We start from the raw sequence: 24,743 nt of genomic DNA, 5'->3' as shown, positions 1-24,743 counted from the left end.
TTAAGTGCCGCTCCGCGGCGAGAGCGCCCTCAGGCGCTGACGAGCATGTGCAGCGCCGCCGGCGAGAGCGCGTGCTCGATGGCGAGCATGGCCGCACCTCGGACACCGGCGTTCTCCGCGGCCGATGACTGCACGATCGCCAGATGCTCCGTCGCCAACGGCGTCGAGCGGGTGTAGACGACCTCGCGCACCCCGGCGATCAGGTGCTCGCCGACCCGGGCCATGGAGCCGCCGATCGCGATGATGGACGGGTTCATCAGGCTCACGCAGGCGGTGAGCACCTCGCCGATGTCGCGGCCGGCTTGCCGCACGGCCTGGATCGCGTCGACGTTGCCGTGCTTGACCAGTTCGACCACGTCATCGCCATTGGCGGCCGCGATGCCCTGCGCGCGCAGTTCGCGCGCAATCGCCGGTCCCGAGGCGAGCGCCTCCAGGCATCCGCGGTTCCCGCAGCTGCACGGCACGTCGGAGCCGCGTGCCACCCGCACATGACCGATATCGCCCGCCACGCCCTGCGCGCCGCGCAGCAGCTGCCCGCCCGAGATGACCCCCGCGCCGATGCCGGTGGCGATCTTCACGAACATCAGATGCTCGACCGACGGCCACGCGGTGGCCTGCTCGCCGAGCGCCATGATGTTGACGTCATTGTCGACGAGCACCGGCGCTTCGAGATGCTGACGCACCCACCCCGGGATGTCGAACCGGTCCCACCCGGGCATGATCGGTGGGTTGACCGGGCGCCCGGTGGAGAATTCCACCGGCCCCGGAACGCCGATGCCGATCGCCGCGATGTCGCCGACGCTCCGCCCCGTCTCAGCCAGCAGGGTCATCGCGGTCTCGAGGGTCCAGGTCAGCACCGGCACCGGGCCCAGCGTGATGTCCAGCGGTTCGATGCGCTCCGCGAGGATGGTCGCGCCCAGGTCGCTGATCGCGACGGTGGCGTGCGTCGCACCGATGTCCGCCGCCACGACCACACGGGCGCCCGGGTTGAGGGCGAACTGCGACGGAGGGCGGCCACCCGTGGAGGCTGCCTCGGCGACCGGTGTGACCAGGCCCATCCGCATCAGCTCGTCCACCCGCACCGCGATCGTGGAACGGGCCAGGCCGGTGGATTTCGCGAGCTGAGCACGCGTGCGCGGAACACCGTCGCGAAGGAGCTGGAACAGCTCCGTCACGCCCATTCCGGCGGAAGATTCGACACCCATTGCACGATCCACTCACTCATACGACCCGGTCGGCCGAAGTCCGGGAAGTTCTGCCGTTCCCGTCGCTGGCCACGCTACACAACGGCAGAAGGCGACCGTGTCCGTTACGATTGGCGGCCGCCGGGCTTGGCGAACCGCTGCTGCAGCAGCACCGCGATCACGATGATGATGCCCTTGGCGACCGCCTGCACCGATGATGTCAGGTTGTTCTGGACGAACACGTTCGTCAGGGTGGCGAAGATCAGCACGCCGAAGACGGTGCCGGTGATCGTCCCGCGTCCGCCGACCAGCAGCGTGCCGCCGACGACGACCGCCGCGATCACGTCCAGCTCCAGCAGCGTGCCATGCGTGGAGCTGCCGGCAGTCGTGCGCCCGAGGATCATGACGGCGCCGATCCCCGCGCACAGGCCGGCGATCGCGTACAGCCACATCGTGTGGCGCTTCACGTTGATGCCCGCGAGCCGCGCGGCCTCGCGGTTGCCGCCGATGGCGACGGTGCGGCGACCGAACGTCGTGCGGTTGAGGATCACCCAGCCCAGCGCGGCGACGATCGCGAAGATCCAGATCAGGACGTCCACGCCGATGAGGTCGGCGTTCATGAAGCTGATGAAGCCGCGATCCTCGACGATCAGCGTGCGGCGTTCGGCGAGGATCTCGGCGAGCCCGCGCGCGGCGACCAGCATCGCGAGGGTCGCCATGAAGGCGACGACGTTGCCGTACGCGATCACGACTCCGTTGATCAGGCCCGCACCGAGCCCGACCGCGAGGGCGATCAGGATCATCACGATCCAGTGGGTCTGATCGGCGAGGTCCTGGATCGCCGCGAGGGTCGCCACGATCGAGGCGAGGCCGAGCACCGAGCCGACGGACAGGTCGATACCGCCGGCGATGATGACCAGGGTCATGCCGATGCTGACGACGCCGATGATCGAGGCCTGACGGAGGATCACGAGAGCGTTGCTGAGCGTGGTGAAACTCTCCCCGGCGGTGACGGCGCCGACGACCACGAGCACCAGCAGGGCCAGGACGAGTCCGAGGTTGCGGCCGACGGATCCGGACATGATCTTCTGCAGACCGCTCTTCTCGCCGTCGCGGCCCGAGGGGGCCTCGAGCGGAGAGCGGGCGCCCGTGGAGGAAGGCGGACCGACCAGGTCCCCGGTGGTTACTGGCTCGCTCACGCGGCGGTTCCTTTCATGACGAGATCGAGCACACCGTGCTCGTCGATCTGGGCGGCGGGGAGGGTTTCCAGGACGCGACCGTCCGAGACGACGAGGACCTTGTCGGCCAGGCCGAGCACCTCTTCGATCTCGCTCGAGACGATGACCACCGCGTTCCCGGCCGCCGACAGCCGCCGGATCAGCGCGTAGATCTCGGCGCGCGCGCCGACATCCACGCCGCGGGTGGGCTCATCCAGCAGCAGCACGCGAGTGCCGTGGACCAGCCACCGCGCCAGCAGGATCTTCTGCTGGTTGCCTCCGGAGAGGGTTCTGGTCGCCCGGTCCGGGTTCGCCGGTCGCAGCTCGAGCGCATCGATCTGTTCGGCGGTCGCTTTGCGTTCGGCCCGCTCGTCCAGGAAGCCCCCTTTGGCGAACCGGGAGACGGAGGACAGGGTCACGTTGACGAAGATCGGCTCGTCCAGGACGAGTCCCTGGCTCTTGCGCTCCTCGGGCGACAGGCCGACGCCGGCCTCGACGGCGGCCACCACCGATCCTCGAGGCACGGTCTTTCCGGCGACCCGCACGGTGCCGGCCGTCGCCTTGCGCGCGCCGTAGACCGTCTCGATGATCTCTGATCTGCCGGAGCCGACCAGGCCGGCGAACCCCACGATCTCGCCGGCCCGGACGGTGAAGCTGACATCCGAGAAGACACCGGCCAGGCCCAGCCCCTCGACCTCCAGAACCAGCGGCGAATCCTCCGGTACCGGGACGCCCGGCGGGAAGACGTTCTCGACAGCCCGGCCGGTCATGAGCCGGATCAGCTCCTGAGTCGGCGTGTCGGCCGCCGGCAGGCCGGAGGCCATCGACGCGCCGTCCTTCAGGACGGTGATCCGGTCGCCGATCTGCCGGATCTCCTCCAGCCGGTGTGTGATGTACACCACGGCGATCCCTTCGGAGGTGAGCTCCCTGACCACGGAGAAGAGGTTCTTCACCTCCTCGGTGTCGAGCACCGCGGAGGGCTCGTCCATGATCATGAGCTTGATGTCGTGCGACAGTGCGCGCGCCATGCTCACGATCTGCTTGTTGGCGGCGCTGAGTCGACCGACCTCGGTGTGCGGCGACAGATTGGCGTGACCGAGACGGCGCAGCAGTTCCCTGGTCTGCCGCGCCGCCTCCGACCGCTTGGTGAACCCGCCCCTGGCCAGCTCGTGCCCGAGGAAGATGTTCTCCGCGATCGTCAGCCCGTCCACGACATCCAGTTCCTGGTACATCGTGGCGATGCCCAGTTCCAGAGCCGCTTCCGGCATTGCGATCTCGACCGGTTCGCCGAGCCACCCGATCGTCCCCTTGTCGGGGCGATGCACACCCGCGAGCGTCTTGATCAGCGTCGACTTGCCGGCGCCGTTCTGCCCGAGGACGCAGTGGACTTCGCCGGGGAGCACGTCCAGATCGACCCCGCGCAGGGCCCGCACTCCGGCAAAGCTCTTCGTCACACCGCGCACCTCGAGTAACGCCGAGCGTTGGTCATCTTTGATCACACGCCGACCATAACATGTCGACGTCTCCGCGTTCGAGAGCCATTCAACGCGATGCGATCCGGCGTCACGCGCGCGGATTTCGATCACCGATCCCGAAATTCCCACGGTCTACGGGCTTTTACCGGATCCCGGACGAAAGCTGTCGTGTCTACGACTCGTTCTGCTACCTTGAAGGCGGTCAGCCCCGTGGGCGGTCCTCGCGCGGAAGTGCGACGACGCCCTCGCCGCCCGACCTGCATTCACATTCAAGGAGGAATTCATGCGTTCAACCCGTTCCGTGCGCACGCGGGCGATCGGTGCCGGCGCCGCCGCGCTGACGGCCATCGCACTGCTGGCCGGCTGTACACCCGGCGCGCCCGAAGAAGAAGAGGGCGCCGACCAGGGCACCACCTCGGAGGAGAACCAGGCCACCGGCGACACGGTCGTCATCGGGTTCTCCGGACCGGCCGCCGACCACGGCTGGCTCGGCGCCATCAACTCCGGCGCGATCGCCGCGGCGGAGAGCTTCCCTGACGTCGAGCTGCAGCTGGCCGAGGGCACCAACGACGTCAACGCGCAGATCGCGGCCGTCGAGACCTTCATCAACGACGGGGTCGATGCGATCGTGCTGCTGCCCAGTGACGGCGCCGCTCTGACCGAGGTCGCCATCAAAGCCATGGAGGCCGGCATCCCGGTCATCAATGTCGACCGCGAGTTCTCCAGCCCGTTCGCTGCGCGGGCCACCGTGCTCGGCGACAACTACGGCATGGGCGTCAGCGCCGGCACGTACATCTGCGAGCAGGTCGGCGACAACCCCGACGCGATCGTCGCCGAGATCGCCGGCATCGACTCGCTCCCGCTGACGCAGGACCGCTCGGCCGGCTTCGCCGACGCGCTGGCGGACTGCGGACTGGAGGTCGGCCCTCGCGTGGCCGCCGACTTCACCGTCCAGGGCGGCGAGGCCGCGGCATCCCAGCTGCTGTCGGCCAACCCGCAGATCGATGCGCTGTGGAACCACGATGACGACCAGGGCATCGGCGTCCTCGCGGCGATCAACGCCGCGGGTCGCGACGAGTTCTTCATGGTCGGCGGCGCGGGTTCGCTGAACGCGATGGAGGCCATCGAGGCGGACGACACGGTGCTCAAGGCGACGATCATCTACCCGTCGACGCAGGCCGCCGACGGCATCGCCCTCGCCCGACTGATCGCACAGGGCAAGACGATGAGCGACCTGGTCACACCCGGTGTGGCCAACCGCATCGTGCTGGATGCCCCCGTCGTTACGAAGGAGAACGTCGACCAGTACATCGGTCTGGCGTTCGAGTCCTGATCCGCACCACCTCTCGCCGGAAGGGGGCGTCTGCCTTTCGCAGACGCCCCCTCGAGGCACTCCCCGCCTTCGACACCCCCACGGAGTACCTGTGACCGAAAACCTTCGCGTCGCCATGATCGGCTACGGCTTCATGGGCGCCGCGCACTCGCAAGGGTGGCGCGTCGCTCCGCGCTTCTTCGACCTCCCCGCGCAGCCCTCGATGAGCGTGATCGTGGGCCGGGACCCGGACGGGGTCACGGCGGCCGCGCAGAAGTGGGGATGGGAGGAGGCGGCGACCGACTGGCGCGAGGTGATCGCCCGTGACGACATCGACATCGTCGACATCGTCACGCCCGGGGACACGCACGCCGAGATCGCGATCGCGGCCCTGGATGCCGGCAAGCACGTCCTGTGCGAGAAGCCGCTGGCCAATTCCGTCGCCGAGGCGCAGGCCATGACCGATGCCGCCGACCGTGCGGCCGCGCGCGGAGTGCGGGCGATGGTGGGCTTCACCTATCGTCGTGTGCCGGCGGCGACGCTGGCCCGGGACCTGGTCGCGGCCGGACGCATCGGTCAGATCCGGCAGGTGCGCGCGTCCTACCGCCAGGACTGGCTGAGCGACGCCGAGGCCCCGCTGACGTGGCGCCTGCAGAAGGATCGCGCCGGTTCCGGTGCGCTGGGCGATATCGGCGCCCACGCCGTCGACCTGTCCGAGTTCATCACCGGGCTGCGGCTGCAGAGCGTGTCGGGGATTCTGGACACCATCGTCGCGGAGCGCCCGCTCCTGGGCGAAGGCATCGGCCTTTCCGGGACCGCTGCCGCCGATCGGGGCGAGGTCACCGTGGACGACGTGGCGGTCTTCTCCGGCCGCTACGGATCGGCGGACGGATCGTACGCGCCGCTCGGCACGTTCGAAGCGAGCCGCTTCGCCACCGGGCGCAAGAATGCGCTCAGCATCGAGGTCTCCGGCTCCCTCGGCGCCGTCGCGTTCGATCTCGAGCGGATGAATGAACTGGAGTTCTTCGACGCGACGCTGCCCGCGACCGAGCAGGGCTTCCGCACGATCATCGTCACCGAGCCGGACCATCCGTACATTCGCGCGTGGTGGCCGGCCGGCCACATGCTCGGCTACGAGCACGGCTTCTCGCACCAGGTGGTCGACTTCGTATCCGCCATCGCCGAGGGTACGCAGCCGCGGCCCTCCTTCGCCGACGGCCTCCATGTGCAGAGGGTTCTGGATGCCGTCGAGCGCAGCTCCGCGGCGGGCAGCAGCTGGATCCCGATCCCGAACTGATCGCGCCACCCACGCGGTCGGTGCATTCTGAGAGACACTGCCCCGCCGGGCGCGGGGCGCGAGGAAAGGAACACGCAATGACGCGACCGATCACCCTGTTCACCGGGCAGTGGGCCGACCTGCCGCTGGAGGAGGTGGCCCGGCTCGCCGCCGAATGGGGCTACGACGGACTCGAGATCGCCTGCTGGGGCGACCACCTGGACCCCTGGCGCTGGGACGACGAGGAGTACGTGCAGGGCCGGCTCGATCTGCTCGAGCGCCACGGGCTGAAGGTCTGGGCGATCTCGAACCACCTCAAGGGCCAGGCGGTCTGCGACGACCCGATCGACCAGCGGCACCGGGACATCCTCTCGGACCGGGTGTGGGGGGACGGCGATCCCGAGGGCGTTCGTCAGCGAGCCGCCGAGGAGATGAAGCACACCGCACGGCTGGCCGCGAAGCTCGGGGTCAAGACCGTGGTCGGCTTCACCGGTTCGAGCATCTGGAAGTACGTCGCGATGTTCCCGCCGGTGTCGCAGGCCGCGGTGGACGCGGGCTACCAGGACTTCGCCGACCGGTGGAACCCGATCCTGGATGTGTTCGACGAGGTCGGGGTCAGGTTCGCGCACGAAGTGCACCCCAGTGAGATCGCCTACGACTACTGGACGACGGTGCGCACGCTCGAGGCGATCGGCCACCGGCCCGCGTTCGGCCTGAACTGGGACCCCTCCCACTTCATGTGGCAGGAGCTCAATCCCGTCGACTTCATCCTGGAGTTCAAGGACCTGATCTACCACGTGGACTGCAAGGACGTGAAGCTCAATCTCGGCAACGGCCGCAACGGCCGACTGGGCTCTCACCTCGCGTGGGCTGATCTGCGCCGCGGATGGGATTTCGTCTCGACCGGCCGCGGTGACGTCCCGTGGGAGGCCTCCTTCCGTGCGCTGAACAGCATCGGCTACGACGGCCCCATCTCGGTCGAGTGGGAGGACGCCGGAATGGACCGGCTGCTGGGCGCCCCGGAGGCGCTCGCGTTCGTCAAGCGGAACGCGTTCGCCGCGCCGGAGGCGGCGTTCGACGCGGCCTTTAGCGCCCGCTGATCAGTCCCGGACCGGGAAGCGCGCGTCCAGCCAGGCGAGCAGGTCGGCGCGCACTTCGGCCTGTGCTGCCTCGTTGAAGATCTCATGGCGCGCGTTCGGGTAGACGAACGTCGTGACGTCGGTGAAACCCGAACGCGTGCGGTACGCATCAGCGAGTTTGTGCACGCTGCGCGGGCCGCCGACCGTGTCGTCGCGACCCACCATGAGCAGTGTCGGGATGTCGCGGCCGAGGTTCTTTTTCGGCTTGCCCATCATGCGCAGCTGGCCGTGCAGGCCGAAGAGCTGCCGCATCGGCGCAGCGGTGGTCAGCGGATCGGCGAGGAACGCTGCCGCGACCTCGGGATCACTGGCGAGCCATTCCATGCCTGTCGCATCCGGTCCGCTCCATCGCGCGTTCAGTTCGCCGAGGTTGCCCCAGCCGAGTTGGCGATAGACCGTACCGCTGAGCACGAGGGCGTCATAGGCCTCCGGTTCACGGTTCAGCAGCATCTGTGCCATGAACGAGCCCCACGAATGACCCAGGAGCACGAGGGGCAGACCCGGATTCTCCGACCGGATGAGTGCCGTCAGCTGCGACACCGCTCGAACGGCGCCCATGACGCCGCCCGGTCCCAGGCGGCCGAGCTTGGACACATCGTCGCCGTGCTGCTTCATCCCGGTGCGGCCGTGACCACGATGGTCGTCGGCGTACACGGTGTATCCGTCGGCGGCGAGTGCCTCGACCAGCGCACCATAGCGTCCGGCGTGCTCACCGACGCCGTGCGCGAGCTGCACGATCGCCTTCGGCGGAGTTCGAGCGGGGTGAACGTCGTAGACGATCGCGATGCCGTGCGCATCGATGAAGTCGGGCATGCGGCGAGTCTAGACAGCGCGGGAACGCGACATCCTTGCCGGCCACTGCCCACATCCGAATTTCGCTAGATAAGCTAGCGAAATGAACGGGACGCAGGCTTCCTCTCGACGCTGGTTCGGACTGGTCTTCATCAGCATCGCCGTCTCCCTGATCATCGTGGACTCAACCATCGTCAACGTGGCGATCCCGTCGATCGTCGATGAGCTGCAGATCTCCTCGACCCAGGTGCAATGGGTCCAGGAGGTGTACACCCTGGTCTTCGCCGCGCTCCTGCTCGTGTTCGGCAGTCTCGCCGATCGCTTCGGACGCCGACGGACCATGCTCATCGGCGTCGTGATCTTCGCCACGTCCTCGGTGGCGGCCGCCCTCGCCACCTCGGGCGAACTGCTGATCCTCGCGCGATTCGTCCAGGGCGTCGGCGGCGCGATGATCCTGCCCACGACCCTTTCGCTGATCAACGCCACGTTCCGCGGCCGCGAGCGCGGCATCGCGTTCGCCGTCTGGGGCTCCACCATCGGCGGCATGGCGGCGCTCGGCCCGCTGCTGGGCGGCTGGCTCACGACGGAGTTCTCGTGGCGATGGGCATTCGGCATCAACGTGCCGCTCGGCATCCTGATCATCGTCGGAGTGCTGCTCACGGTCGACGAGTCCAAGGAGGGCACGCGCCGGCGGGTGGATGCCGTGGGCGCGCTGCTGTCCGTCCTCACCAGCGCCGCTCTGGTCTTCGGTCTCATCGAGGGGCGGTCCCTGGGCTGGTGGACGACGAACGAACCCCTGACGATCGGGGCGTGGACGTGGCCGTGGGAGCTGTCCCCCGTTCCACTCGCCTTCGTCGTGTCCGCGGGCGGCCTGATCGCGTTCATCGCGTGGGGGCGGCATCGGATGCGCACGGGGCGGTCGACGCTGATCGCCTTCGGGCTGTTCCGCATCCCCTCCTTCCGCAACGGCAACATCGCGGCGCTGGTGGTCTCACTGGGCGAGTTCGGGATCATCCTGTCCCTGCCGCTGTGGCTGCAGTTCGTGATCGGCTTCGACGCCCTGCAGACCGGCCTGGTCCTGCTCGCCCTCGCCATCGGTTCGTTCGTCGCCAGCGGGTTCGCCGGCGCGTTCAGCAACCGCATCGCTCCGGTGACGATCGTCCGGCTGGGGCTGATCGCCGAGATCGTCGGGGTGGCCGGGCTTGCACTCGTGATCTCCCCGTCGACCCAGTGGGCGGCCCTGATCCCGTTCCTCTTCGTGTACGGCTTCGGCGTCGGCCTGGCAACCGCCCAGCTCACCGGCGTCGTGCTCGGCGATGTGCCCGTGGAGCAGAGCGGACAGGGCTCGGGAACACAGTCCACCGCTCGGCAGCTCGGCTCCGCGCTGGGCATCGCGGTGCTCGGCACCGTCCTGTTCACCAGTACGGCCCTGCTTCTGGGCGCTTCGCTGGACGCGCGCGGCGTGCCCGCGGACCAGCGCGACCAGGTTGTCTCCGCCGTCGTGGACACTGCGGGGGGCGCGATCGCGGGGCTGGAGGCGGATCCGTCCACCTCCGATCTGGCCGACGAGGCGAAGGCCGCCTTCTCCACCGGCACCCAGTACGCCGCGTTCGCGGCGGCCGGGTTCCTCGTGCTCGGCCTGGCCGCGACGTTTTCGCTCGGGCAGCGGCGCCGGGGCGACCGGCCGTCAGATATACTTAGCAAGGATAATGAACTAGGCTAAGGATCGATGACTGAGCACGCAGCACCACCCTCCCCGGACCTCGCCCGCGCCGCATCGGATCTGCGTATCGCAGTGTTCCGACTCGCTCGCCGCATGCGCACCGAACGCGCTGTCGACTCGATGAGCGACGGCCAGTTCGCGGTGCTGGCCGTCCTGTCCGTCCACGGCCCGCACACGCTGACCGAACTCGCCGACCGCGAGCGCGTCTCCGCACCGTCGATGAACCGCACCGTCAACTGCCTCCAGGAGGCCGGGTACATCACCCGCTCGGCCGACGAGAGCGATGGCCGCAAAGTCGTGATCGATCTGAGCGATGACGGCCGCACCGTGGTCGACGAGACCGCACGGCGACGCGATGCGTGGGTCGAGGAAGCCCTCGCCGAGATCAGCCCCGAAGAGCGCGCGATCGTCGCGAGCGCCGCCGCCATCATGCAGAGGATGGTCGCCCGATGAGCGCGATGTTCCGTTCGTTCTCGGTCTTCAACTACCGCGTCTGGTTCATCGGCGCACTCGTGTCGAACATCGGCGCCTGGATGCAGGCGACCGCGCAGAACTGGGTGGTCCTGACCGAGCTCACCGACAATGACGCCGCCGCGATGGGCATCACCATGGCCCTGCAGTTCGCACCGCCGCTGCTGCTGGTGAGCCTCACCGGCTACGTCGCCGACCGGTTCGATCGACGCAAGCTGCTGATGGTCACCCAGCTGCTGCTGTTCCTGCTCGCCATCGCGCTCGGCGTGATGATCCTCACCGGTCACATGACGCTGATGATCATGTACGGCTTCGCTCTGGCACTGGGCGTGGTCTCCGCGTTCGACAATCCGGCCAGGCAGGCGTTCGTCTCGGACGTGGTGACGCGGGAGAACGCGTCCAACGCGGTCGCCCTGAACGCGGCATCCTTCAACGGTGCCCGCATGATCGGACCTGCCGTTGCGGGCATCGTCATCGTCGCCGTGGGCACCGGCTGGGTGTTCCTGATCAACGCGGTCACATTCTTCGGCATGATCGTCGCCCTCCTGATGATCCGCTCGCACGAGCTGCTCCCGCGGGCGAACACCTCCGGGGCGTCCCGGCTGGCCGACGGCTTCCGCTACGTCGCACGGCGCCCCGACCTCGTCGTGACCTTCGCGATGGTCTTCCTGGTCGGCGCGTTCGGCATGAACTTCCCGATCTTCGCGTCGACGATGGCGCTCGAGTTCGATCAGGGAGCGGACGGATACGGGCTGCTCAGTTCGATCCTGGCGATCGGTTCGCTCGCCGGCGCCCTGCTGGCGGCCCGTCGGGACCGGGCACGCCTGCGGGTGGTCATCGGCGGCACTCTGCTGTTCGCGGTGGCCGCCGGAGTCTCGGCCTTCATGCCCTCGTACTGGGGATATGCCGCGACGCTCATGTTCACCGGCTTCGCGGTGGTCACGATGCTGACCACGGCGAACGGCTACGTGCAGACCACGACCGATCCCGCTCTGCGCGGACGCGTGCTGGCGCTGTACATGGCGATCCTCATGGGCGGAACCCCCGTCGGGGCGCCCATCGTCGGCTGGGTCGCCGCCGAATACGGCCCGCGCATGGCGATCCTCCTCGGCGCGGTGTCCGCAGTCGTGGCGTTCGCGATCGGGGGGACGTGGCTGCTCGCCACCGGCCGGTTGCATCGTTCCGAGTCCCGCCGGTTCGCGCTCACGATCGACGAGACCCTGCCGATCAGCGTCGTGCGGCCCGTCCCGGCCGAGTTCAGCGACGAGGTGGCCTCGACGACCCCGATCGGACTGCCGCGGGAGGCGCGGGAGCCTGCGCCGCGCTCGGCGTCCGTGCGAACAGACGCGGGCGAGCTGACGCGCCGGAGCTGACCCTCAGCGCCGGGGCTCGCGCAGCCCCACGCGCACCAGATGCGCGTTGACGAAACGCCCCTCCGGGTCGAGTCTTTCGAAGACGGCTCGCGCGTCGGCGGCACGGGGGTGCACCCGCGCGATGTCGTCGGCCTCGAACAGGTGCAGTTTGCCCCAGTGCGGACGTGCCCGGAACGGGGCGAGCGCGGCTTCGATGTGCGGCAGCGCCCCGCGCACCCCGGCGGGGTCGTTGCGCCAGGTGAAGTGGATCGCGACGAGATCACGCCGGTAGGCTCCGCTGAGCCAGAGATCATCGGATGCCGCGGTCCTCAGTTCGCTCACGAACAGGTGCGGCTGGATCACCGGCGCCAGCTCGCGCACCGCACGCAAAGCGGCCGGTGCGTCCGATCGCGCCACGAAGTACTCCGTCTGCAGCTCGTCTCCGAAGGACGGAGTGCCGTCGAGACGGAAATGCGGAAGCCGCAGCATCCACGGTCCCGGCACGCCGCCGAGCTCGGTCAGGTCGGCGAGCCCGTCGAGCGGGTTGGCCTCGGCCACCCGCGCGCCGTCCAGCAGCCCATCCGCGACCTCGTCATCGTCCGCGCCCATGCGGGTCTTCACCCATACGTCGCCGATCAGCTCCGGGTCCCAGCGCGTGAACACGGACACGCTGTAGCCGGCGCCGGTGACGGCGTCCAGACCGGCGAGGGCGGCATCCCAGGACACCCCGCGGTAGATGTCCTGCCGCACCCGGTAGGTCGGCTGCACGGCGAGGGTGACAGCCACGATCACACCGAAGGCGCCGAGCCCGACGGCGAGCGCGCTGAAGTCCGGCTCGCCCCGGAGGACCTCGCGTTCCTGCCCATCCGCGCCGATGTACCGGATGCCGCGGACCGCGCTGGTCAGCACGCCGTTGGCGTCGCCGGAACCGTGCGTCGCGGTCGCAATCGCCCCGGCGACGGAGATGTGCGGCAGCGACCCGAGGTTGTGCAGCGCACAGCCGCGCTGCTCGAGCCACAGCGCCAGTTCCCCATAACGGGTCCCTGCGGCCACGGTGACGCTCGCGGCATCCCGATCCAGTTCGTATCCCCCCGTCAACGGGGCGAGGTCGATCAGGGTCCCGGTGGTGTCGGGCAGATCGGTGAACGAGTGACGGGTCCCGAGTGCATGCACCCGCCCGCCGGTCGCGATCGCCCGCTGCACGTCCTGAACAGTGGCGGCGGCGACGATCCGGGGAGCCGCGTACTCGTGGCTTCCGGCCCAGTTGCGTGCCATGACCTCTCCTCCCGCCGCCGCGGCGCCGCGGCGATCAGGCGATCGTCTGTCCGCAGATCCCGCACAGCCCCAGCGCGGAGACCTCGACGTAGCATTCGGGGCACACTGCCCGCTGCTTCTCAGGCGCCGCGGGGGTACGCGTCGCCGCGGCGGCCCGCGGCGCCGCGGGGCGCCGCGCACGGACCGCCGGGCGCTCCAGGACCGGCTCGACCGGCGCGATCTCGGGCAGGTGCTCGGGACAGTAGAACCGGACGTAGCCGTCGTGGTGCTTGGGGTGACGGTGCTTGATCACCCACAGTTCGGTTCGGGAACGCAGCGCGGAGTCCCCTCCGCAGACGGAGCATCGGGTCTCCTCGCCGGGGAGGATCTCCGCGACGATCAGGGGCGTGTCGAACGGGATGCCATCTCGCCAGTCTGTTGATGCGGCGACCTTCATGGCTGTCCTCTCGTGCGAGCGTGGGAAGCCGACCATGACGCGCGGTCCGCGTGTCGCTCGGCTCGGTTGCGCTCCGCCGGTGGGCGTTGCGACTCTCGCGCTGTCTACGCTAGGCGACGACACCGCCACCGCGTAACCACCGGCTCATGTCGCTTCGGTGATGAATCCGAATCGCCCCGCGTGCCGCGCGGGTAATATGCCGCGGGACCGGGGTTTCCCACCCCTATGCTGAGCGACATGCATCCTCTCAGCTCGATCACGTCCCAGGCGGACGTCTCCTCGCTCTATACGACGTCGTCCCTGTTCGGTCTCGTCGTGTACATCATCACCGTCATCGCGCTGTGGAAGGTGTTCACCAAGGCCGGCTACGCAGGATGGCTCGCGATCATCCCCATCGTCAACGTCTTCGTACTCGTGAAGATCGCCGGCTTCTCGGCGTGGATGGGCCTGCTCTACATCATCCCGATCGTCAACATCGTCTTCGCCGTCATCGTCGCGCTGCGCGTGGGCAAGGGCTTCGGGCAGGGCGCGGTGTTCTCCGTGTTCCTGCTGTGGCTGATCCCGTTCGTCGGCTACCTGATCCTCGGCTTCGGCTCGGCTCAGTACCAGAGGGCGCGCGTCACCGCTTAGGCCGGAGCACACCGGCCCACTCCATCGGCGCATCCGCCGCGGCGCGAGTGGGCCGGCCCGTTTCCGAAGGCCCGCTCGGCGGGGACGCCCTGTCGGCGCCGAGTGGGCGGAGCCTCAGGCCTCGCGGGTGATCGTGACCTTCACGTGCAGCTGCGATTTGAACGGACCGGCGTACACGCCCCGCAGCGGCGGCACGTCGTTGTAGTCGCGGCCGCGTCCGACCAGGACATGACGATCGCCGATGTCGATGTTGTTGGTCGGATCGAAACCCTGCCATTCGCCGGCGAACCACTCGACCCACGCGTGGGACTCGCCGGTGACCGGGACCCCCACCTCCGCCTCCGGCCGCGGATGGAAGTACCCCGACACGTACCGTGCCGGGATGCCGACCTCGCGCAGCGCCCCCAGGGTGATGTGGGTGATGTCCTGGCAGACGCCTTTGCGCTCGGCCCACGCCTCCGCCGCCGTCGAATGCACGCCGGTGATGCCGTGCATGTACTCGACCGCGTTGCCGACCGCCATGGCGATCTCGTGCGCGGCGATGCCCGGCCGCTCGTGCTGGGCCGCGATGACGCGGGCGATCTCGGCGACCTCGGGGTGCGGTCGGGTGCGGCTTGTCTGGACGAGCTGCTCCACCGTCTCGATGGATCGCTGCACCTCGGTGCCCAGACGGGTCCAGCTGATGTCCGCGTGCTCCATCGGCCGCGGGCGCACCTCAACGAGTGAGCGCGCCGAGATGGTCAGCGACGCGTGCGGGGAGAGGACATCGAAAGCGGCGACGCGGGTGCCGAAGTAGTCGACATACTGGTTGACCGAGGTCGACGGCTCGATGTCCAGCGACGAGCTCAGCACGAACTGGCTGTCGGTCGAGCTGGGCAGCATCCGCGCCTCGTTGTAGGACGCGGAGACCTCGCCGGGGTAGGAGAACCCGGTCTGATGCTCGATGCGGAGTCGCTTCACGATTGCCGCCCCAGCGGTCGGCGGGCGTGTCGGGTCGTCATGAAACCTCTCCGATCCAGCTCGGCTCGGCCTGGGTCGGGAAGAAGCGCGCCTTGATGGCCTCCGACGCCTCCCGCGTGACCTTCTGGACGGCACGCATGTGCTGCGGCAGATGGTCGAGGATCTCGCTGATCGGCCGGTACTCCAGGTCGTTGCGGATCTGCCCGAGCGCCCGCAGCACGGTGTTGGAGTGACCCACGCGATCGGCGCGGGGATCGATCGCGCTCATGCACTCCTCCGCACGCTGGATCGAGTAGATGATCGACCGCGGAAACAGCCGGTCCAGCAGCAGGAACTCGGCCGCATTCCGGGCGCTCGGCATGCCTCGGTACGTCCGCAGATAGGCCTCGTACGCACCGCAGGAGCGCAGGATCGTCGTCCACGACGGTCCGGATGCCTCGGTCAGGGACCTGGTCGCGAGCAGGCGCGCGGTCATGTCGGCCCGTTCGATGCTCCGACCGAGCGTGAAGAACTGCCACGCCTCGTCCCGGCTGGTGGAGGAGTCGACGGTGCCGACCGCGAGCGCAGCCCGCTCGCGCACCCATTTGAAGAACTCATGGGCCTTGTCGGCCTGCAGCCGCCGCGGCATCCGTGAATTGGTGGTGTTGAGCGTCTCCCACAGTTCGGTCGAGACGATCTCACGCGCACGGCGGGCGTTCTCGCGGGACGCCTGCAGCGCGTAGGAGATGGATGCCGGATTCATCTGGTCGACCGCGAGCCTGGCCAGCACGTCCTGGCGGCGCACCACCTCGTCGGGTCCGGGCGGGAGGGCGCCCATCACCAGCAGAAGCGAGCGGCACGCGGTGTCCTCGTCGATCCACGGATCCTCGAGCAGGAGCTGCAGGTGCACGTCGAGGATGCGCGCGGTGCCGTCGCTGCGCTCGATGTACCGCCCGATCCAGAACAGGCTCTCGGCGATCCGGCTCAGCATGCGGCACCATCCTCTTCCCCGCGAGACTGCAACGGGGCATCCAGACAGTGCGGTTTACCCGCAGTCTCGAGGCGCGGATGCAGTCTCGCGGTCGACGGGATGGTGGCATCGCTAGCCTGCTGCTGCTGCTCCTGCTGCTCCACGCGCGTGCGCGGGCGATCCTGCGGAGAGTGGGTGGGGGGCGGCTGCCCGTCGTAGATGATCGGGATCGCTGCAGTGATCGTCGCGGCCTGATCGGCCACCAGGCCGGCCAGGCCGCTTCCCTGCCCATACTCGACGTGCGAGGGGGCGGAGCCGCCGACGATCCACGTGTCCTTCGAGCCGCCGCCCTGGCTGGAGTTGACCACGAGCTGCCCCTCCGGCAGTGCGACACGGGTCAGCCCGCCCGGAAGCACCCAGATGTCCTCCCCGTCGTTGACGGCGAACGGACGGAGATCGGCGTGCCGCGGGCGCATGCCGTCCTCCACGAGCGTCGGGATCGTCGAGAGCATGACCACCGGCTGGGCGATCCACCCGCGCGGGTCGGCGCGCAGCCGCTCGCGCAGAGTCTCCAGCTCGGCCGGTGACGCGTCCGGACCGACCACCAGCCCCTTTCCGCCGGAGCCGTCGACGGGCTTGATGACGAGCTCGTCGAGCCGGTCCAGCACCTCCTCCAGTGCGCCGGGATCCTCGAGCCGCCACGTGTCGACGTTCTTGAGGATCGGCTCCTCGGCGAGGTAGTACCGGATCAGCTCCGGGACATAGGTATAGAGCAGCTTGTCGTCGGCTACGCCGTTGCCCACCGCGTTGGCGATCGTCACGTTGCCCAGCCGCGCGGCGAGCATGAGTCCCGGTGCGCCGAGCATCGAGTCGGCGCGGAACTGCAGCGGGTCCAGGAATTCGTCGTCGACGCGACGGTAGATCACATCGACGCGCTGCGGTCCCCGGGTCGTGCGCATGAACACCTTGCCGCCGACGCAGAGCAGATCCCGCCCTTCGACGAGCTCGACACCCATCAGCCGCGCGAGCAGCGTGTGCTCGAAGTACGCGGAGTTGTAGACCCCCGGAGTGAGCACCACGACGTTGGGGTCCTCGATGCCGGCGGGCGCGGAGGCGCGCAGCGCGGCGAGGAGCTTGTTCGGGTAATCGCCGACCGGACGCACGCGCATCGACACGAACAGCTCGGGCAGCGTCTGGGCCATCACGCGGCGGTTGGAGATGACGTAGCTGACCCCGGACGGGACCCGCACGTTGTCCTCCAGCACGCGCATCTCTCCGTGCTCGTCACGGATCAGATCGATCCCCGAGACCTGGATGCGCACCCCGTTGGCCGAGCGGATGCCGGCAGCCTGACGGTAGAAATACTGGGACGAGGCGATCAGCCCGGCCGGCAGGACGCCGTCGCGCACGCAGTGCTGGCGGCCGTACGCATCGTCGAGGAAGGCCTCCAGTGCGCGCACGCGCTGCTTGACCCCCGCCTCGACCCGCGACCACTCGTCGAACGTGATGACCCGGGGAACGGCATCCAACGGGAATGGGCGTTCCTCGCCGGCGAAATCGAACGTCACACCCTGGGCGAGGTACGAACTGGCGAGCGATTCGGTCCGACCGCGCAGCTCCTCCTGAGTCATCTGGGCCAGTGCCTGGTAGAGCTCGCGATACGCCTCGCGGGACTGCGCTGCCTCGCCCGGATGCGAAGGGCTGCCGAACATCTCATCGAAGGCGGGGATGCCGGATGCGCTCTTTCGGGGTGCCAATGTGGACCCGTAGCCGTCGAAAAGATCACCCATTCCACGACTCTAGTCGGGGGTGTGTTGCCCGCATGTTTCGTGCGATCCCGGTGTGAAGCGCGCGCCGCCCCGCCCGGCGCGGCGCGAGCGTAGGCTTCAGCCGTGGGGAGCGGGACGAGGGGTCGACGGCTCGCGGCGGCGGGGGCCGGCGTTGCCGCAGCCGTGCTCGGCGGCGGTCTGGGAGAGCTGACGGCGACCCTGATGTGGCCCGATGCGAGCCCGATCGCGGTGATCGGCTCCGCCCTGATCGATCTCGCGCCGCCCTGGGCCAAGGATGCCGCGATCGCGCTGTTCGGGACCGACGACAAGCTCGCGCTGATCATCGGCATCGGCATCGTGCTGGTGGTGCTCGCGGCGATCACCGGGCTGGTGGAGCTGCGGTGGCCGCCGTTCGGCATCGCCGCGATGATCCTGTTCGGCGGAGTGGGCGCCGTCGCCGCCGTCACCCGGGCCGATCCCGCCCCGCTGGACTGGGTGCCCTCGGTGGTCGCCGGCGCCGCAGCGGCCCTGGCTCTGGCCCTGCTGATGGCCCGGGTACCCGGGCGTCTGAAGGTCGCACCGATCGCGGTGCCCGAGCGCGCGACGGAGCCCGAACCGGACCCGGCCGAGCAGTCCACACCACTCCAACGCCGCACCTTCCTGCTCTGGACGGTGGGCACCGTGGCGGTGGGCGTGCTGGCGGCGGTGGGTTCTTCGCTCGCCCGCGCCGGCGTCCACGCCGTGACCGCGGTCAGGGACGCACTGACGCTGCCGGCTCCGGCCGTCGCGGCGCCGCCGGTGCCGGCCACGGCCGAGCTCGACGTTCCCGGCCTGGCGCCGGTGGTCACCCCCAACGCGCAGTTCTACCGCATCGACACGGCGCTCCTGGTGCCCCAGGTGGACCCGGCGGACTGGACTCTGCGCATCCACGGACTGGTCGGCACCGAGGTCACCATCACGTGGGATGAGCTGCTGGCGCTGCCGCTGCAGGAGAGCTACACCACCCTCGCGTGCGTGTCGAACGAGGTCGGCGGCGATTTGATCGGCAACGCGCTGTGGCTCGGCTACCCGATCCGCGACCTCCTGGCGCGGGCCGCGCCGACCGCCGAGGCGGACATGGTGCTCTCGCACTCGATCGACGGATTCACCGCCAGCTCGCCGCTGGCGGCTCTGACCGACGCGCGCAATGCGATCCTGGCGATCGCGATGAACGGCGAGCCGCTGCCACCCGAACACGGCTTCCCGGTGCGAATGGTCGTGCCCGGCCTGTACGGCTACGTGTCGGCGACGAAGTGGGTCACCGAGCTGGAGGTCACGCGGTTCGACGCGGTCAGCGCGTACTGGACGACCCGCGGGTGGTCCGAGCGCGGGCCGATCAAGCTGCAGTCGAGGATCGACGTGCCCCGCAAAGCGCAGGGTCTGAAATCCGGGGAGACGGTCATCGCCGGAGTCGCCTGGCAGCCGACGGTGGGCATTGCGGCCGTCGAGGTGCAGGTCGACGAGGAACCCTGGCAGACGGCGACGCTGGCGACAGCCATCTCCGATGACACGTGGGTGCAGTGGATGCTGCCCTGGACGGCGACCACCGGCAACCACGTGGTCCGATGCCGGGCGACCAGCATGACAGGGGAGGTCCAGACCGAGACTCGCACCCGGACAGACCCCGATGGCGCCAGCGGGTGGCCGGAGCGATTCGTGGAGGTCTTCTGACGCCGACCCCTCGTACGCATCGCGGTCGCTGGTACGCATGGCGTTGACCTTCTGCGCTCGGCCCGCAATGCTGGAAAGGCGGACCCCCGGTCGCCGACCGGACGCGCAACGGCGACGGAGGCGGTATGACCGAGCGGATCACGGTGGCTGAGGCGATCGGCAGGACGATCGCCTCACGGGGCGGGGCGCACATCTTCGGTGTCGTCGGAAGCGGCAACTTCCATGTCACCAACGCGATGATCGACGCCGGGATGCCGTTCACCGCGACGCGGCACGAGATGGGTGCGGCCACGATGGCCGACGCGTTCAGCCGCACCACCCCCGGGCGCCTGGCCGTGCTGTCCGTGCACCAGGGCTGCGGGTTGACCAACGCCCTGACCGGCATCGCGGAGGCGGCCAAGTGCCACACGCCGCTGCTCGTCGTCACCGGTGACACCGCGGCGGGCGATGTCACCTCGAACTTCTACATCGACCAGGACGCCGCCGTCGCCTCCGTCGGCGCCACTCCTGCGCGGATCCGCACGGCGGCGTCGGCCGTGGGGGACACCGCCGCCGCGATCCGCACCGCCGTGGTGGGGCGCGAGACCGTCGTGCTCTCGCTGCCGGTCGATCTTCAGGAGGAGTACGTCGACTTCGACGAAGCCGCCATCCCCCTCTTTCCCGCGCCTGCGCCCTCCGGCCCCTCACCCGAGGAGCTCGCGCACCTGGTGGGACTGCTGACCGCGGCGGAGCGCCCGGTCATCGTGGGAGGACGTGGCGCGTGGAGTGCGAAGGACGAACTGCGACGGCTGGCCGCGGCATCCGGTGCCCTGCTGGTCACCTCCGCGGCCGGGCGCGGTCTGTTCGTCGAGGACGAATGGGCGCTGGACGTCATGGGCGGCTTCGCCACCGAGGGCGCGGCGGAGCTCATCTCCGGCGCCGATGTCCTGGTCGCCTTCGGCGCCGCGCTCAACACGTGGACCACCCGCAGCGGCGAGCTGCTGCAGACGGCCACGACCGTGCAGGTCGATGACCGCGCCGACGCGATCGGCCTGCATCGCACGGTCGACCTCGGCATCGTTGGGGATGCCGCATCCGTCGCCGCCGCAGTCGCGGATGCGGTCCAGAAGCGCGCACCGGGCAAGGCGGGCTATCGCACCCCCGACGTTGCGGAGCGGGTGCGCCGGTTCCGGTACTGGAAGGATCAGCCGTTCACACCGCGACCGACGGCGGACCGCGTCGATCCGCAGGAGCTGACGAACGCCCTGGATGCCATCCTCCCGATCGAGCGGGTCGTGGTGCCGGACGGCGGAAACGTCAACTGCTATCCGGGCGCGCACCTGCGAGTGCCGGACGAGCGGGGGTACTGCATCCCGCTGTCGTTCCAGGCGATCGGCATGGGGCTGGCCGCCGGAATCGGCGCCGGAGTCGCGCAGCCGGACAGACTCCCGGTCGTCGGCACGGGCGACGGGGCGTTCCTGATGTCGCTCGTCGAGCTCGACACGGCCGTGCGGCTCGGGCTGGGCATGGTTGTGATCGTCTACAACGACGACGCGTACGGGGCGGAAGTCAACCTCTTCGAGCCGTACACCGACAAGCTCGACCTGGTGCGCTTCCCCGAGACGGACATCGCCGCCATCGCCCGGGGATACGGCTGCGAGGGGATCACCGTCCGCAGCGTCGCCGACCTCGATGCGGTGCGGGACTGGGTCGACGGTCCCCGAGACCGCCCCCTCGTGATCGACGCCAAAATCGCCAAGTTCCCGTCCTGGCTGATGGCGCGCCGCCACCGCCGGTCCACCGCCCCGGGTGAGCCGGTGCGCATCTCCCATTGACCACCCAGGTCCGTACGCATTGCGACGTACGGACCGCATTGCGTACACTAGATCACGTCGGCCGCACGACCATTCCTTCCGCGCCGACCGCATGAGACGAGGACGACCATGCCAGATTCACCCAGCGACGCCGTCAGGCCCCTGCGCAGCAACCTCCCGCCCACATCCGCGCTGGGCATCGCGCGTCGGGCGCAGTGGCGCTCGCTCGGGATCCCGGCCGGCGACCTGCTCAAGCCCAAGGTCGCGATCGTCAACACGTCCTCCGAGCTGGCCGCCTGCTACGCCCACCTCGACGAGGTCGCCGACGCGCTCAAGACCGAGCTGCGCGCCCTGGGCGTGCTGCCCTTCGAGATCCGCACGGTCGCCCCGAGTGACTTCGTCACGAGCGCCGGCCGCGCCGGCCGGTACATCCTCCCCAGCCGCGATCTGATCGTCAACGACATCGAAGCCGCGGTCGAGGGCGCCAAACTCGACGCGATGATCTGCCTCAGCTCGTGCGACAAGACCACCCCCGCGCATCTGATGGCGGCCGGGCGTCTGGACATCCCCACCATCATCGTGCCCTGCGGGTACCAGCATTCCGGACTCGCGGAGGGCCGCGAAGCCGACGTCGAGGAGGTGTTCCTGCTGGCCGCCAAGGCGGCCGTCACCGGCGAGTCCACCGAGCACCTCGAGGAGCTCGCCGACGACGCGATCCTCGGCCCGGGGGTGTGCGCGGGGCTGGCGACGGCGAACTCGATGCACATGGTCGCCGAGGCGATCGGCATGGCCGTCCCCGGCGCGGCTCCGGTCCGCGCCAACAGCGAACCGATGTGGGATTCGGTCCGCCGGTCCGCGGTCGCCCTGGTCGACCTCATCGAACGGGACATCCGGCCGCGTGCCATCATCACGGACGGCTCCATCCGCAACGCCGTGCGCACGATGCTGGCTGTGGGCGGCTCGATCAACACGATCAAGCACCTCCAGGCGATCGCGGTCGAATCCGGTCTGGACATCGACGTGTGGGAGACCTTCCGCACGCTAGGCCGCGACACGCCCCTCCTGGCCTCGGTGCGCCCGAACGGTCCGTGGCTCGTGGAGCAGTTCGAAGACGTCGGCGGCGGGGCGACCATCCTGCGCGAGCTGCTGCCGCTGCTCGACGGCGACCAGCTCACCGTGACCGGCAAGACGATCGCCGAGAACGCCGCCGACGCCCGGCCGGCCGACGGGGAGATCATCCGCCCGATCGCCGACCCGTTCGGCACCGATCCCGCGATCGCGGTGCTGCGAGGCACGCTCGCGCCGGGCGGAGCCGTCGCCAAGCGTCCGGTGCCCGACCCCGGGCCGCGCCGGTTCACCGGCCCCGCCCGCATCTTCGCCAACCGCGAGGAGGCCATCGACGGCATCTCGAACGGGCGGCTGCGCCATGGCGATGTCGCCGTGATCCGCGGCATCGGCGTCTCGGGCGCACCCGGCATGGGGCTGACCAGCGCGTTCATCTTCGCCCTGCACGCGAAGGGCCTCGCCCAGAGCGTCGCTCTGGTCACCGACGGACAGTTCAGCGGCCTGGTCAACCAGGGCATGACGGTGGGCGAGGTCTCCCCCGAGGCCTCGGCCCCCGGGGCGCCGCTCGGCCTCGTGCAGGACGACGACATCATCGACATCGACCTGGCCACCGGCAGCCTCGATCTGCTCGTGGATCCGGCCGAGCTCGCCGCCCGGCCGCCGTACGCGCCCCCTGCGGACCGCGACACCGGCGGCGGCATGCTCGACCAGTACGAGCAGCTCGTCCAGCCGCTCAGCTGCGGAGCCGTGCTGTGCGCACGCCCCGCCGGGCCCTGCACGTCGGACGCCTCGGACGAGGCATCCGCCCTTTCACTGACGGAGACCGCATGAGCACCCCCACCATCCACCTGCCCGCCGCCGACGTGCCGGTCATCGGCGAGTACGACGTCGTCGTGGTCGGTGGCGGCCCCGCCGGCATCATGGCCGCCACCGCCGCGGCGCGCGCGGGCCGATCGACTCTGCTCATCGAGCGCTACGGCTTCCTCGGCGGCGCCGGGACCATGGGCGGCCTCGCCACGTTCTGCGGGCTGCACGCGCGGATCTACGGCGAGGACCGACGCGTCATCCGCGGCTACGCCGACGAACTGCTGGACCGCATGGCCGCGATGGACGGACTGAACGAGCCGCACCTCTCGGTGGACAACCGCATCCAGGCGCTCTCGTACGACATCTCCGTCCTGAAGATCGCCGCCGACGAGCTTGTCCTGGCCAGCGGCGCCGAGCTGCTCTTCCATACCGCCGTCGTCGACGTCGTGATGGCCGACACTGCAAAGATCGACGCTGTCGTGGTGGAGTCCAAGTCCGGTCGCGCCGCGATCCGCGGCCGCTTCTTCATCGACGGCTCGGGCGACGGCGACCTGGCCGCCTGGTCGGGGGCGCCGTTCGAGCGCTCCGAACACCTCATGTACCCGTCGCTGATGTTCCGCATCAACGGGGTGCACCCCGAAGAGGCCGGCGAGGCGTGGAAGACCATCCGCCGGATCATGGAGGAGGCCGAAGAGGCCGGCACGCACAGCTTTCCCCGCAAGAAGCCGATCGTGCGCCCGCAGCGCAACCCGCTGGAATGGCGCTCGAACCTGACGCAGCTCTCCAACGAGGACGGCTCGGCCGTCGACGGCACGAACGTGGAGCAGCTCACCCGCGGCGAGATCCAGGGCCGCCAGCAGGTCAAGGACACGTTCGCATTCATCAAAGCCGTCACCCCCGGCTTCCAGGACTCCTACATCGTGGACATCGCCCCCTCGATCGGAATCCGCGAGACCCGCCGCATCGTCGGGCCGTACCAGCTGACCGAGGACGACGTCCTCGGCTGCGCCGACTTCGACGACACCATCGGCGTGAACGGCTGGCCCGTCGAGGCGCACGTGGTCGGCGACGTGGAATTCCGCTTCGCGCCGGTCGACTCCCGCGGGTACAACCAGCTCCCGTACCGGATGCTGGTGCCTCAGGTCGTCGAGAACCTGCTGGTCGCCGGGCGCTGCGCATCGATGACCCAGGGTGGCCAGTCCTCCGGGCGGGTCACCGGACCGTGCTTCGTGATGGGCCAGGCCGCAGGCACGGCCGCCGACCTGGCGCTCAGTGGGGGCACCAGCGCTGCCGGCATCGACATCGGCGAGCTCCAGGCCCGCCTCACCGCCGCAGGCGCCTACCTGGGCACCACCCTTCCGACCGGCATCGCCGCGCCGGTCAGCTAGCCAGTGCGCCCGGCATTGCG

The 24,743-nt window shown here is 69.5% G+C and carries 20 protein-coding genes; 11 read left to right on the top strand and 9 right to left on the bottom strand.

The features are described 5' to 3' along the window. Positions 1-29: 29 nt before the first annotated feature. From QNO12_RS15495 to QNO12_RS15485, 3 genes are all read right to left on the bottom strand, one after another. On the bottom strand, positions 30-1,205 hold the full coding sequence (locus QNO12_RS15495) for an ROK family transcriptional regulator (RefSeq protein ID WP_257501255.1): 1,176 nt from the start codon (positions 1,203-1,205) through the stop codon (positions 30-32). Between the two features lie 104 nt (positions 1,206-1,309). Further along, positions 1,310-2,383 carry an ABC transporter permease gene (locus QNO12_RS15490; protein ID WP_257501256.1) on the bottom strand — a complete coding sequence of 358 codons (1,074 nt, stop codon included), beginning with the start codon at positions 2,381-2,383 and terminating at the stop codon, positions 1,310-1,312. After that, positions 2,380-3,855, bottom strand: coding sequence for a sugar ABC transporter ATP-binding protein (locus QNO12_RS15485; protein ID WP_257501257.1), 1,476 nt, complete (start codon positions 3,853-3,855; stop codon positions 2,380-2,382). The genes QNO12_RS15490 and QNO12_RS15485 overlap by 4 nt, the downstream gene beginning before the upstream one ends. Before the next feature lie 304 nt (positions 3,856-4,159). Between QNO12_RS15485 and QNO12_RS15480 the strand changes: the two genes are divergently transcribed. From QNO12_RS15480 to QNO12_RS15470, 3 genes are all read left to right on the top strand, one after another. Then, on the top strand, positions 4,160-5,209 hold the full coding sequence (locus tag QNO12_RS15480) for a substrate-binding domain-containing protein (RefSeq protein WP_257501258.1): 1,050 nt from the start codon (positions 4,160-4,162) through the stop codon (positions 5,207-5,209). A gap of 115 nt (positions 5,210-5,324) precedes the next feature. Further along, positions 5,325-6,485, top strand: coding sequence for a Gfo/Idh/MocA family protein (locus QNO12_RS15475; RefSeq protein ID WP_257501282.1), 1,161 nt, complete (start codon positions 5,325-5,327; stop codon positions 6,483-6,485). 77 nt (positions 6,486-6,562) lie between these two features. Then, positions 6,563-7,564 carry a sugar phosphate isomerase/epimerase family protein gene (locus QNO12_RS15470; RefSeq protein WP_257501259.1) on the top strand — a complete coding sequence of 334 codons (1,002 nt, stop codon included), beginning with the start codon at positions 6,563-6,565 and terminating at the stop codon, positions 7,562-7,564. Here the strand turns inward: QNO12_RS15470 and QNO12_RS15465 are convergent, their stop codons facing one another. After that, on the bottom strand, positions 7,565-8,416 hold the full coding sequence (locus tag QNO12_RS15465; RefSeq protein ID WP_257501260.1) for an alpha/beta fold hydrolase: 852 nt from the start codon (positions 8,414-8,416) through the stop codon (positions 7,565-7,567). 82 nt (positions 8,417-8,498) lie between these two features. On the opposite strand from QNO12_RS15465, the gene QNO12_RS15460 reads away from it, so the two are divergent. The 3 genes from QNO12_RS15460 to QNO12_RS15450 are packed head-to-tail and all read left to right on the top strand — an operon-like array spanning position 8,499 to position 11,962. Next, positions 8,499-10,118, top strand: a complete 1,620-nt coding sequence (locus QNO12_RS15460) for a DHA2 family efflux MFS transporter permease subunit (protein ID WP_257501261.1) — start codon at positions 8,499-8,501, stop codon at positions 10,116-10,118. Positions 10,119-10,124: 6 nt separating this feature from the next. Continuing rightward, positions 10,125-10,571, top strand: a complete 447-nt coding sequence (locus QNO12_RS15455) for a MarR family winged helix-turn-helix transcriptional regulator (protein ID WP_257501262.1) — start codon at positions 10,125-10,127, stop codon at positions 10,569-10,571. Then, on the top strand, positions 10,568-11,962 hold the full coding sequence (locus QNO12_RS15450) for an MFS transporter (RefSeq protein WP_257501263.1): 1,395 nt from the start codon (positions 10,568-10,570) through the stop codon (positions 11,960-11,962). Before QNO12_RS15455 ends, QNO12_RS15450 begins: the two co-directional genes overlap by 4 nt. 3 nt (positions 11,963-11,965) lie before the next feature. Here the strand turns inward: QNO12_RS15450 and QNO12_RS15445 are convergent, their stop codons facing one another. Next, positions 11,966-13,216 carry an FAD-binding protein gene (locus tag QNO12_RS15445; RefSeq protein WP_257501264.1) on the bottom strand — a complete coding sequence of 417 codons (1,251 nt, stop codon included), beginning with the start codon at positions 13,214-13,216 and terminating at the stop codon, positions 11,966-11,968. Between the two features lie 34 nt (positions 13,217-13,250). Beyond that, a complete protein-coding gene (locus QNO12_RS15440; protein ID WP_257501265.1) occupies positions 13,251-13,652 on the bottom strand; it encodes a glucose-6-phosphate dehydrogenase in 402 nt (133 codons plus the stop codon). A gap of 237 nt (positions 13,653-13,889) precedes the next feature. On the opposite strand from QNO12_RS15440, the gene QNO12_RS15435 reads away from it, so the two are divergent. Then, positions 13,890-14,282 (top strand): DUF5684 domain-containing protein, encoded by a 393-nt coding sequence (locus QNO12_RS15435; RefSeq protein ID WP_257501266.1) that lies wholly within the window; start codon positions 13,890-13,892, stop codon positions 14,280-14,282. A gap of 114 nt (positions 14,283-14,396) precedes the next feature. Here the strand turns inward: QNO12_RS15435 and QNO12_RS15430 are convergent, their stop codons facing one another. From QNO12_RS15430 to QNO12_RS15420, 3 genes are read right to left on the bottom strand one after another with little or no spacing between them, the layout of a single operon-like run. Beyond that, positions 14,397-15,242, bottom strand: a complete 846-nt coding sequence (locus QNO12_RS15430) for a transglutaminase family protein (protein ID WP_257501267.1) — start codon at positions 15,240-15,242, stop codon at positions 14,397-14,399. A 37-nt stretch (positions 15,243-15,279) separates the two neighbouring features. Next, positions 15,280-16,212 (bottom strand): alpha-E domain-containing protein, encoded by a 933-nt coding sequence (locus QNO12_RS15425; RefSeq protein WP_257501268.1) that lies wholly within the window; start codon positions 16,210-16,212, stop codon positions 15,280-15,282. Then, positions 16,206-17,981 (bottom strand): circularly permuted type 2 ATP-grasp protein, encoded by a 1,776-nt coding sequence (locus QNO12_RS15420; RefSeq protein WP_257501269.1) that lies wholly within the window; start codon positions 17,979-17,981, stop codon positions 16,206-16,208. Before QNO12_RS15420 ends, QNO12_RS15425 begins: the two co-directional genes overlap by 7 nt. A 102-nt stretch (positions 17,982-18,083) precedes the next feature. Between QNO12_RS15420 and QNO12_RS15415 the strand changes: the two genes are divergently transcribed. The 4 genes from QNO12_RS15415 (at position 18,084) to QNO12_RS15400 (ending at position 24,723) form a co-directional block, all read left to right on the top strand. Continuing rightward, positions 18,084-19,670 carry a molybdopterin-dependent oxidoreductase gene (locus tag QNO12_RS15415; RefSeq protein WP_257501270.1) on the top strand — a complete coding sequence of 529 codons (1,587 nt, stop codon included), beginning with the start codon at positions 18,084-18,086 and terminating at the stop codon, positions 19,668-19,670. A 125-nt stretch (positions 19,671-19,795) separates the two neighbouring features. Continuing rightward, positions 19,796-21,484, top strand: coding sequence for a thiamine pyrophosphate-binding protein (locus QNO12_RS15410; protein WP_257501271.1), 1,689 nt, complete (start codon positions 19,796-19,798; stop codon positions 21,482-21,484). Positions 21,485-21,592: 108 nt separating this feature from the next. Beyond that, a complete protein-coding gene (locus QNO12_RS15405; protein WP_257501272.1) occupies positions 21,593-23,359 on the top strand; it encodes a dihydroxy-acid dehydratase domain-containing protein in 1,767 nt (588 codons plus the stop codon). Continuing rightward, positions 23,356-24,723 carry an FAD-dependent oxidoreductase gene (locus QNO12_RS15400; protein WP_257501273.1) on the top strand — a complete coding sequence of 456 codons (1,368 nt, stop codon included), beginning with the start codon at positions 23,356-23,358 and terminating at the stop codon, positions 24,721-24,723. Before QNO12_RS15405 ends, QNO12_RS15400 begins: the two co-directional genes overlap by 4 nt. Positions 24,724-24,743: the final 20 nt, after the last annotated feature.

The organism is Microbacterium sp. zg-B185 (assembly GCF_030246885.1).
Taxonomy (GTDB): domain Bacteria; phylum Actinomycetota; class Actinomycetes; order Actinomycetales; family Microbacteriaceae; genus Microbacterium.
This window is presented reverse-complemented; position numbering and strand designations above follow the sequence as displayed.

What these genes read in the sequence shown, in the direction of transcription:
- QNO12_RS15410 (WP_257501271.1), top strand. Translation starts at nt 19,796, where the DNA reads ATGACCGAGCGGATCACGGTGGCTGAGGCGATCGGCAGGACGATCGCC.
- QNO12_RS15475 (WP_257501282.1), top strand. Translation starts at nt 5,325, where the DNA reads ATGATCGGCTACGGCTTCATGGGCGCCGCGCACTCGCAAGGGTGGCGC.
- QNO12_RS15440 (WP_257501265.1), bottom strand. Translation starts at nt 13,652, where the DNA reads ATGAAGGTCGCCGCATCAACAGACTGGCGAGATGGCATCCCGTTCGAC.
- QNO12_RS15460 (WP_257501261.1), top strand. Translation starts at nt 8,499, where the DNA reads ATGAACGGGACGCAGGCTTCCTCTCGACGCTGGTTCGGACTGGTCTTC.
- QNO12_RS15405 (WP_257501272.1), top strand. Translation starts at nt 21,593, where the DNA reads ATGCCAGATTCACCCAGCGACGCCGTCAGGCCCCTGCGCAGCAACCTC.
- QNO12_RS15435 (WP_257501266.1), top strand. Translation starts at nt 13,890, where the DNA reads ATGCATCCTCTCAGCTCGATCACGTCCCAGGCGGACGTCTCCTCGCTC.
- QNO12_RS15470 (WP_257501259.1), top strand. Translation starts at nt 6,563, where the DNA reads ATGACGCGACCGATCACCCTGTTCACCGGGCAGTGGGCCGACCTGCCG.
- QNO12_RS15455 (WP_257501262.1), top strand. Translation starts at nt 10,125, where the DNA reads ATGACTGAGCACGCAGCACCACCCTCCCCGGACCTCGCCCGCGCCGCA.
- QNO12_RS15450 (WP_257501263.1), top strand. Translation starts at nt 10,568, where the DNA reads ATGAGCGCGATGTTCCGTTCGTTCTCGGTCTTCAACTACCGCGTCTGG.
- QNO12_RS15480 (WP_257501258.1), top strand. Translation starts at nt 4,160, where the DNA reads ATGCGTTCAACCCGTTCCGTGCGCACGCGGGCGATCGGTGCCGGCGCC.
- QNO12_RS15495 (WP_257501255.1), bottom strand. Translation starts at nt 1,205, where the DNA reads ATGGGTGTCGAATCTTCCGCCGGAATGGGCGTGACGGAGCTGTTCCAG.
- QNO12_RS15420 (WP_257501269.1), bottom strand. Translation starts at nt 17,981, where the DNA reads ATGGGTGATCTTTTCGACGGCTACGGGTCCACATTGGCACCCCGAAAG.
- QNO12_RS15465 (WP_257501260.1), bottom strand. Translation starts at nt 8,416, where the DNA reads ATGCCCGACTTCATCGATGCGCACGGCATCGCGATCGTCTACGACGTT.
- QNO12_RS15400 (WP_257501273.1), top strand. Translation starts at nt 23,356, where the DNA reads ATGAGCACCCCCACCATCCACCTGCCCGCCGCCGACGTGCCGGTCATC.
- QNO12_RS15445 (WP_257501264.1), bottom strand. Translation starts at nt 13,216, where the DNA reads ATGGCACGCAACTGGGCCGGAAGCCACGAGTACGCGGCTCCCCGGATC.
- QNO12_RS15425 (WP_257501268.1), bottom strand. Translation starts at nt 16,212, where the DNA reads ATGCTGAGCCGGATCGCCGAGAGCCTGTTCTGGATCGGGCGGTACATC.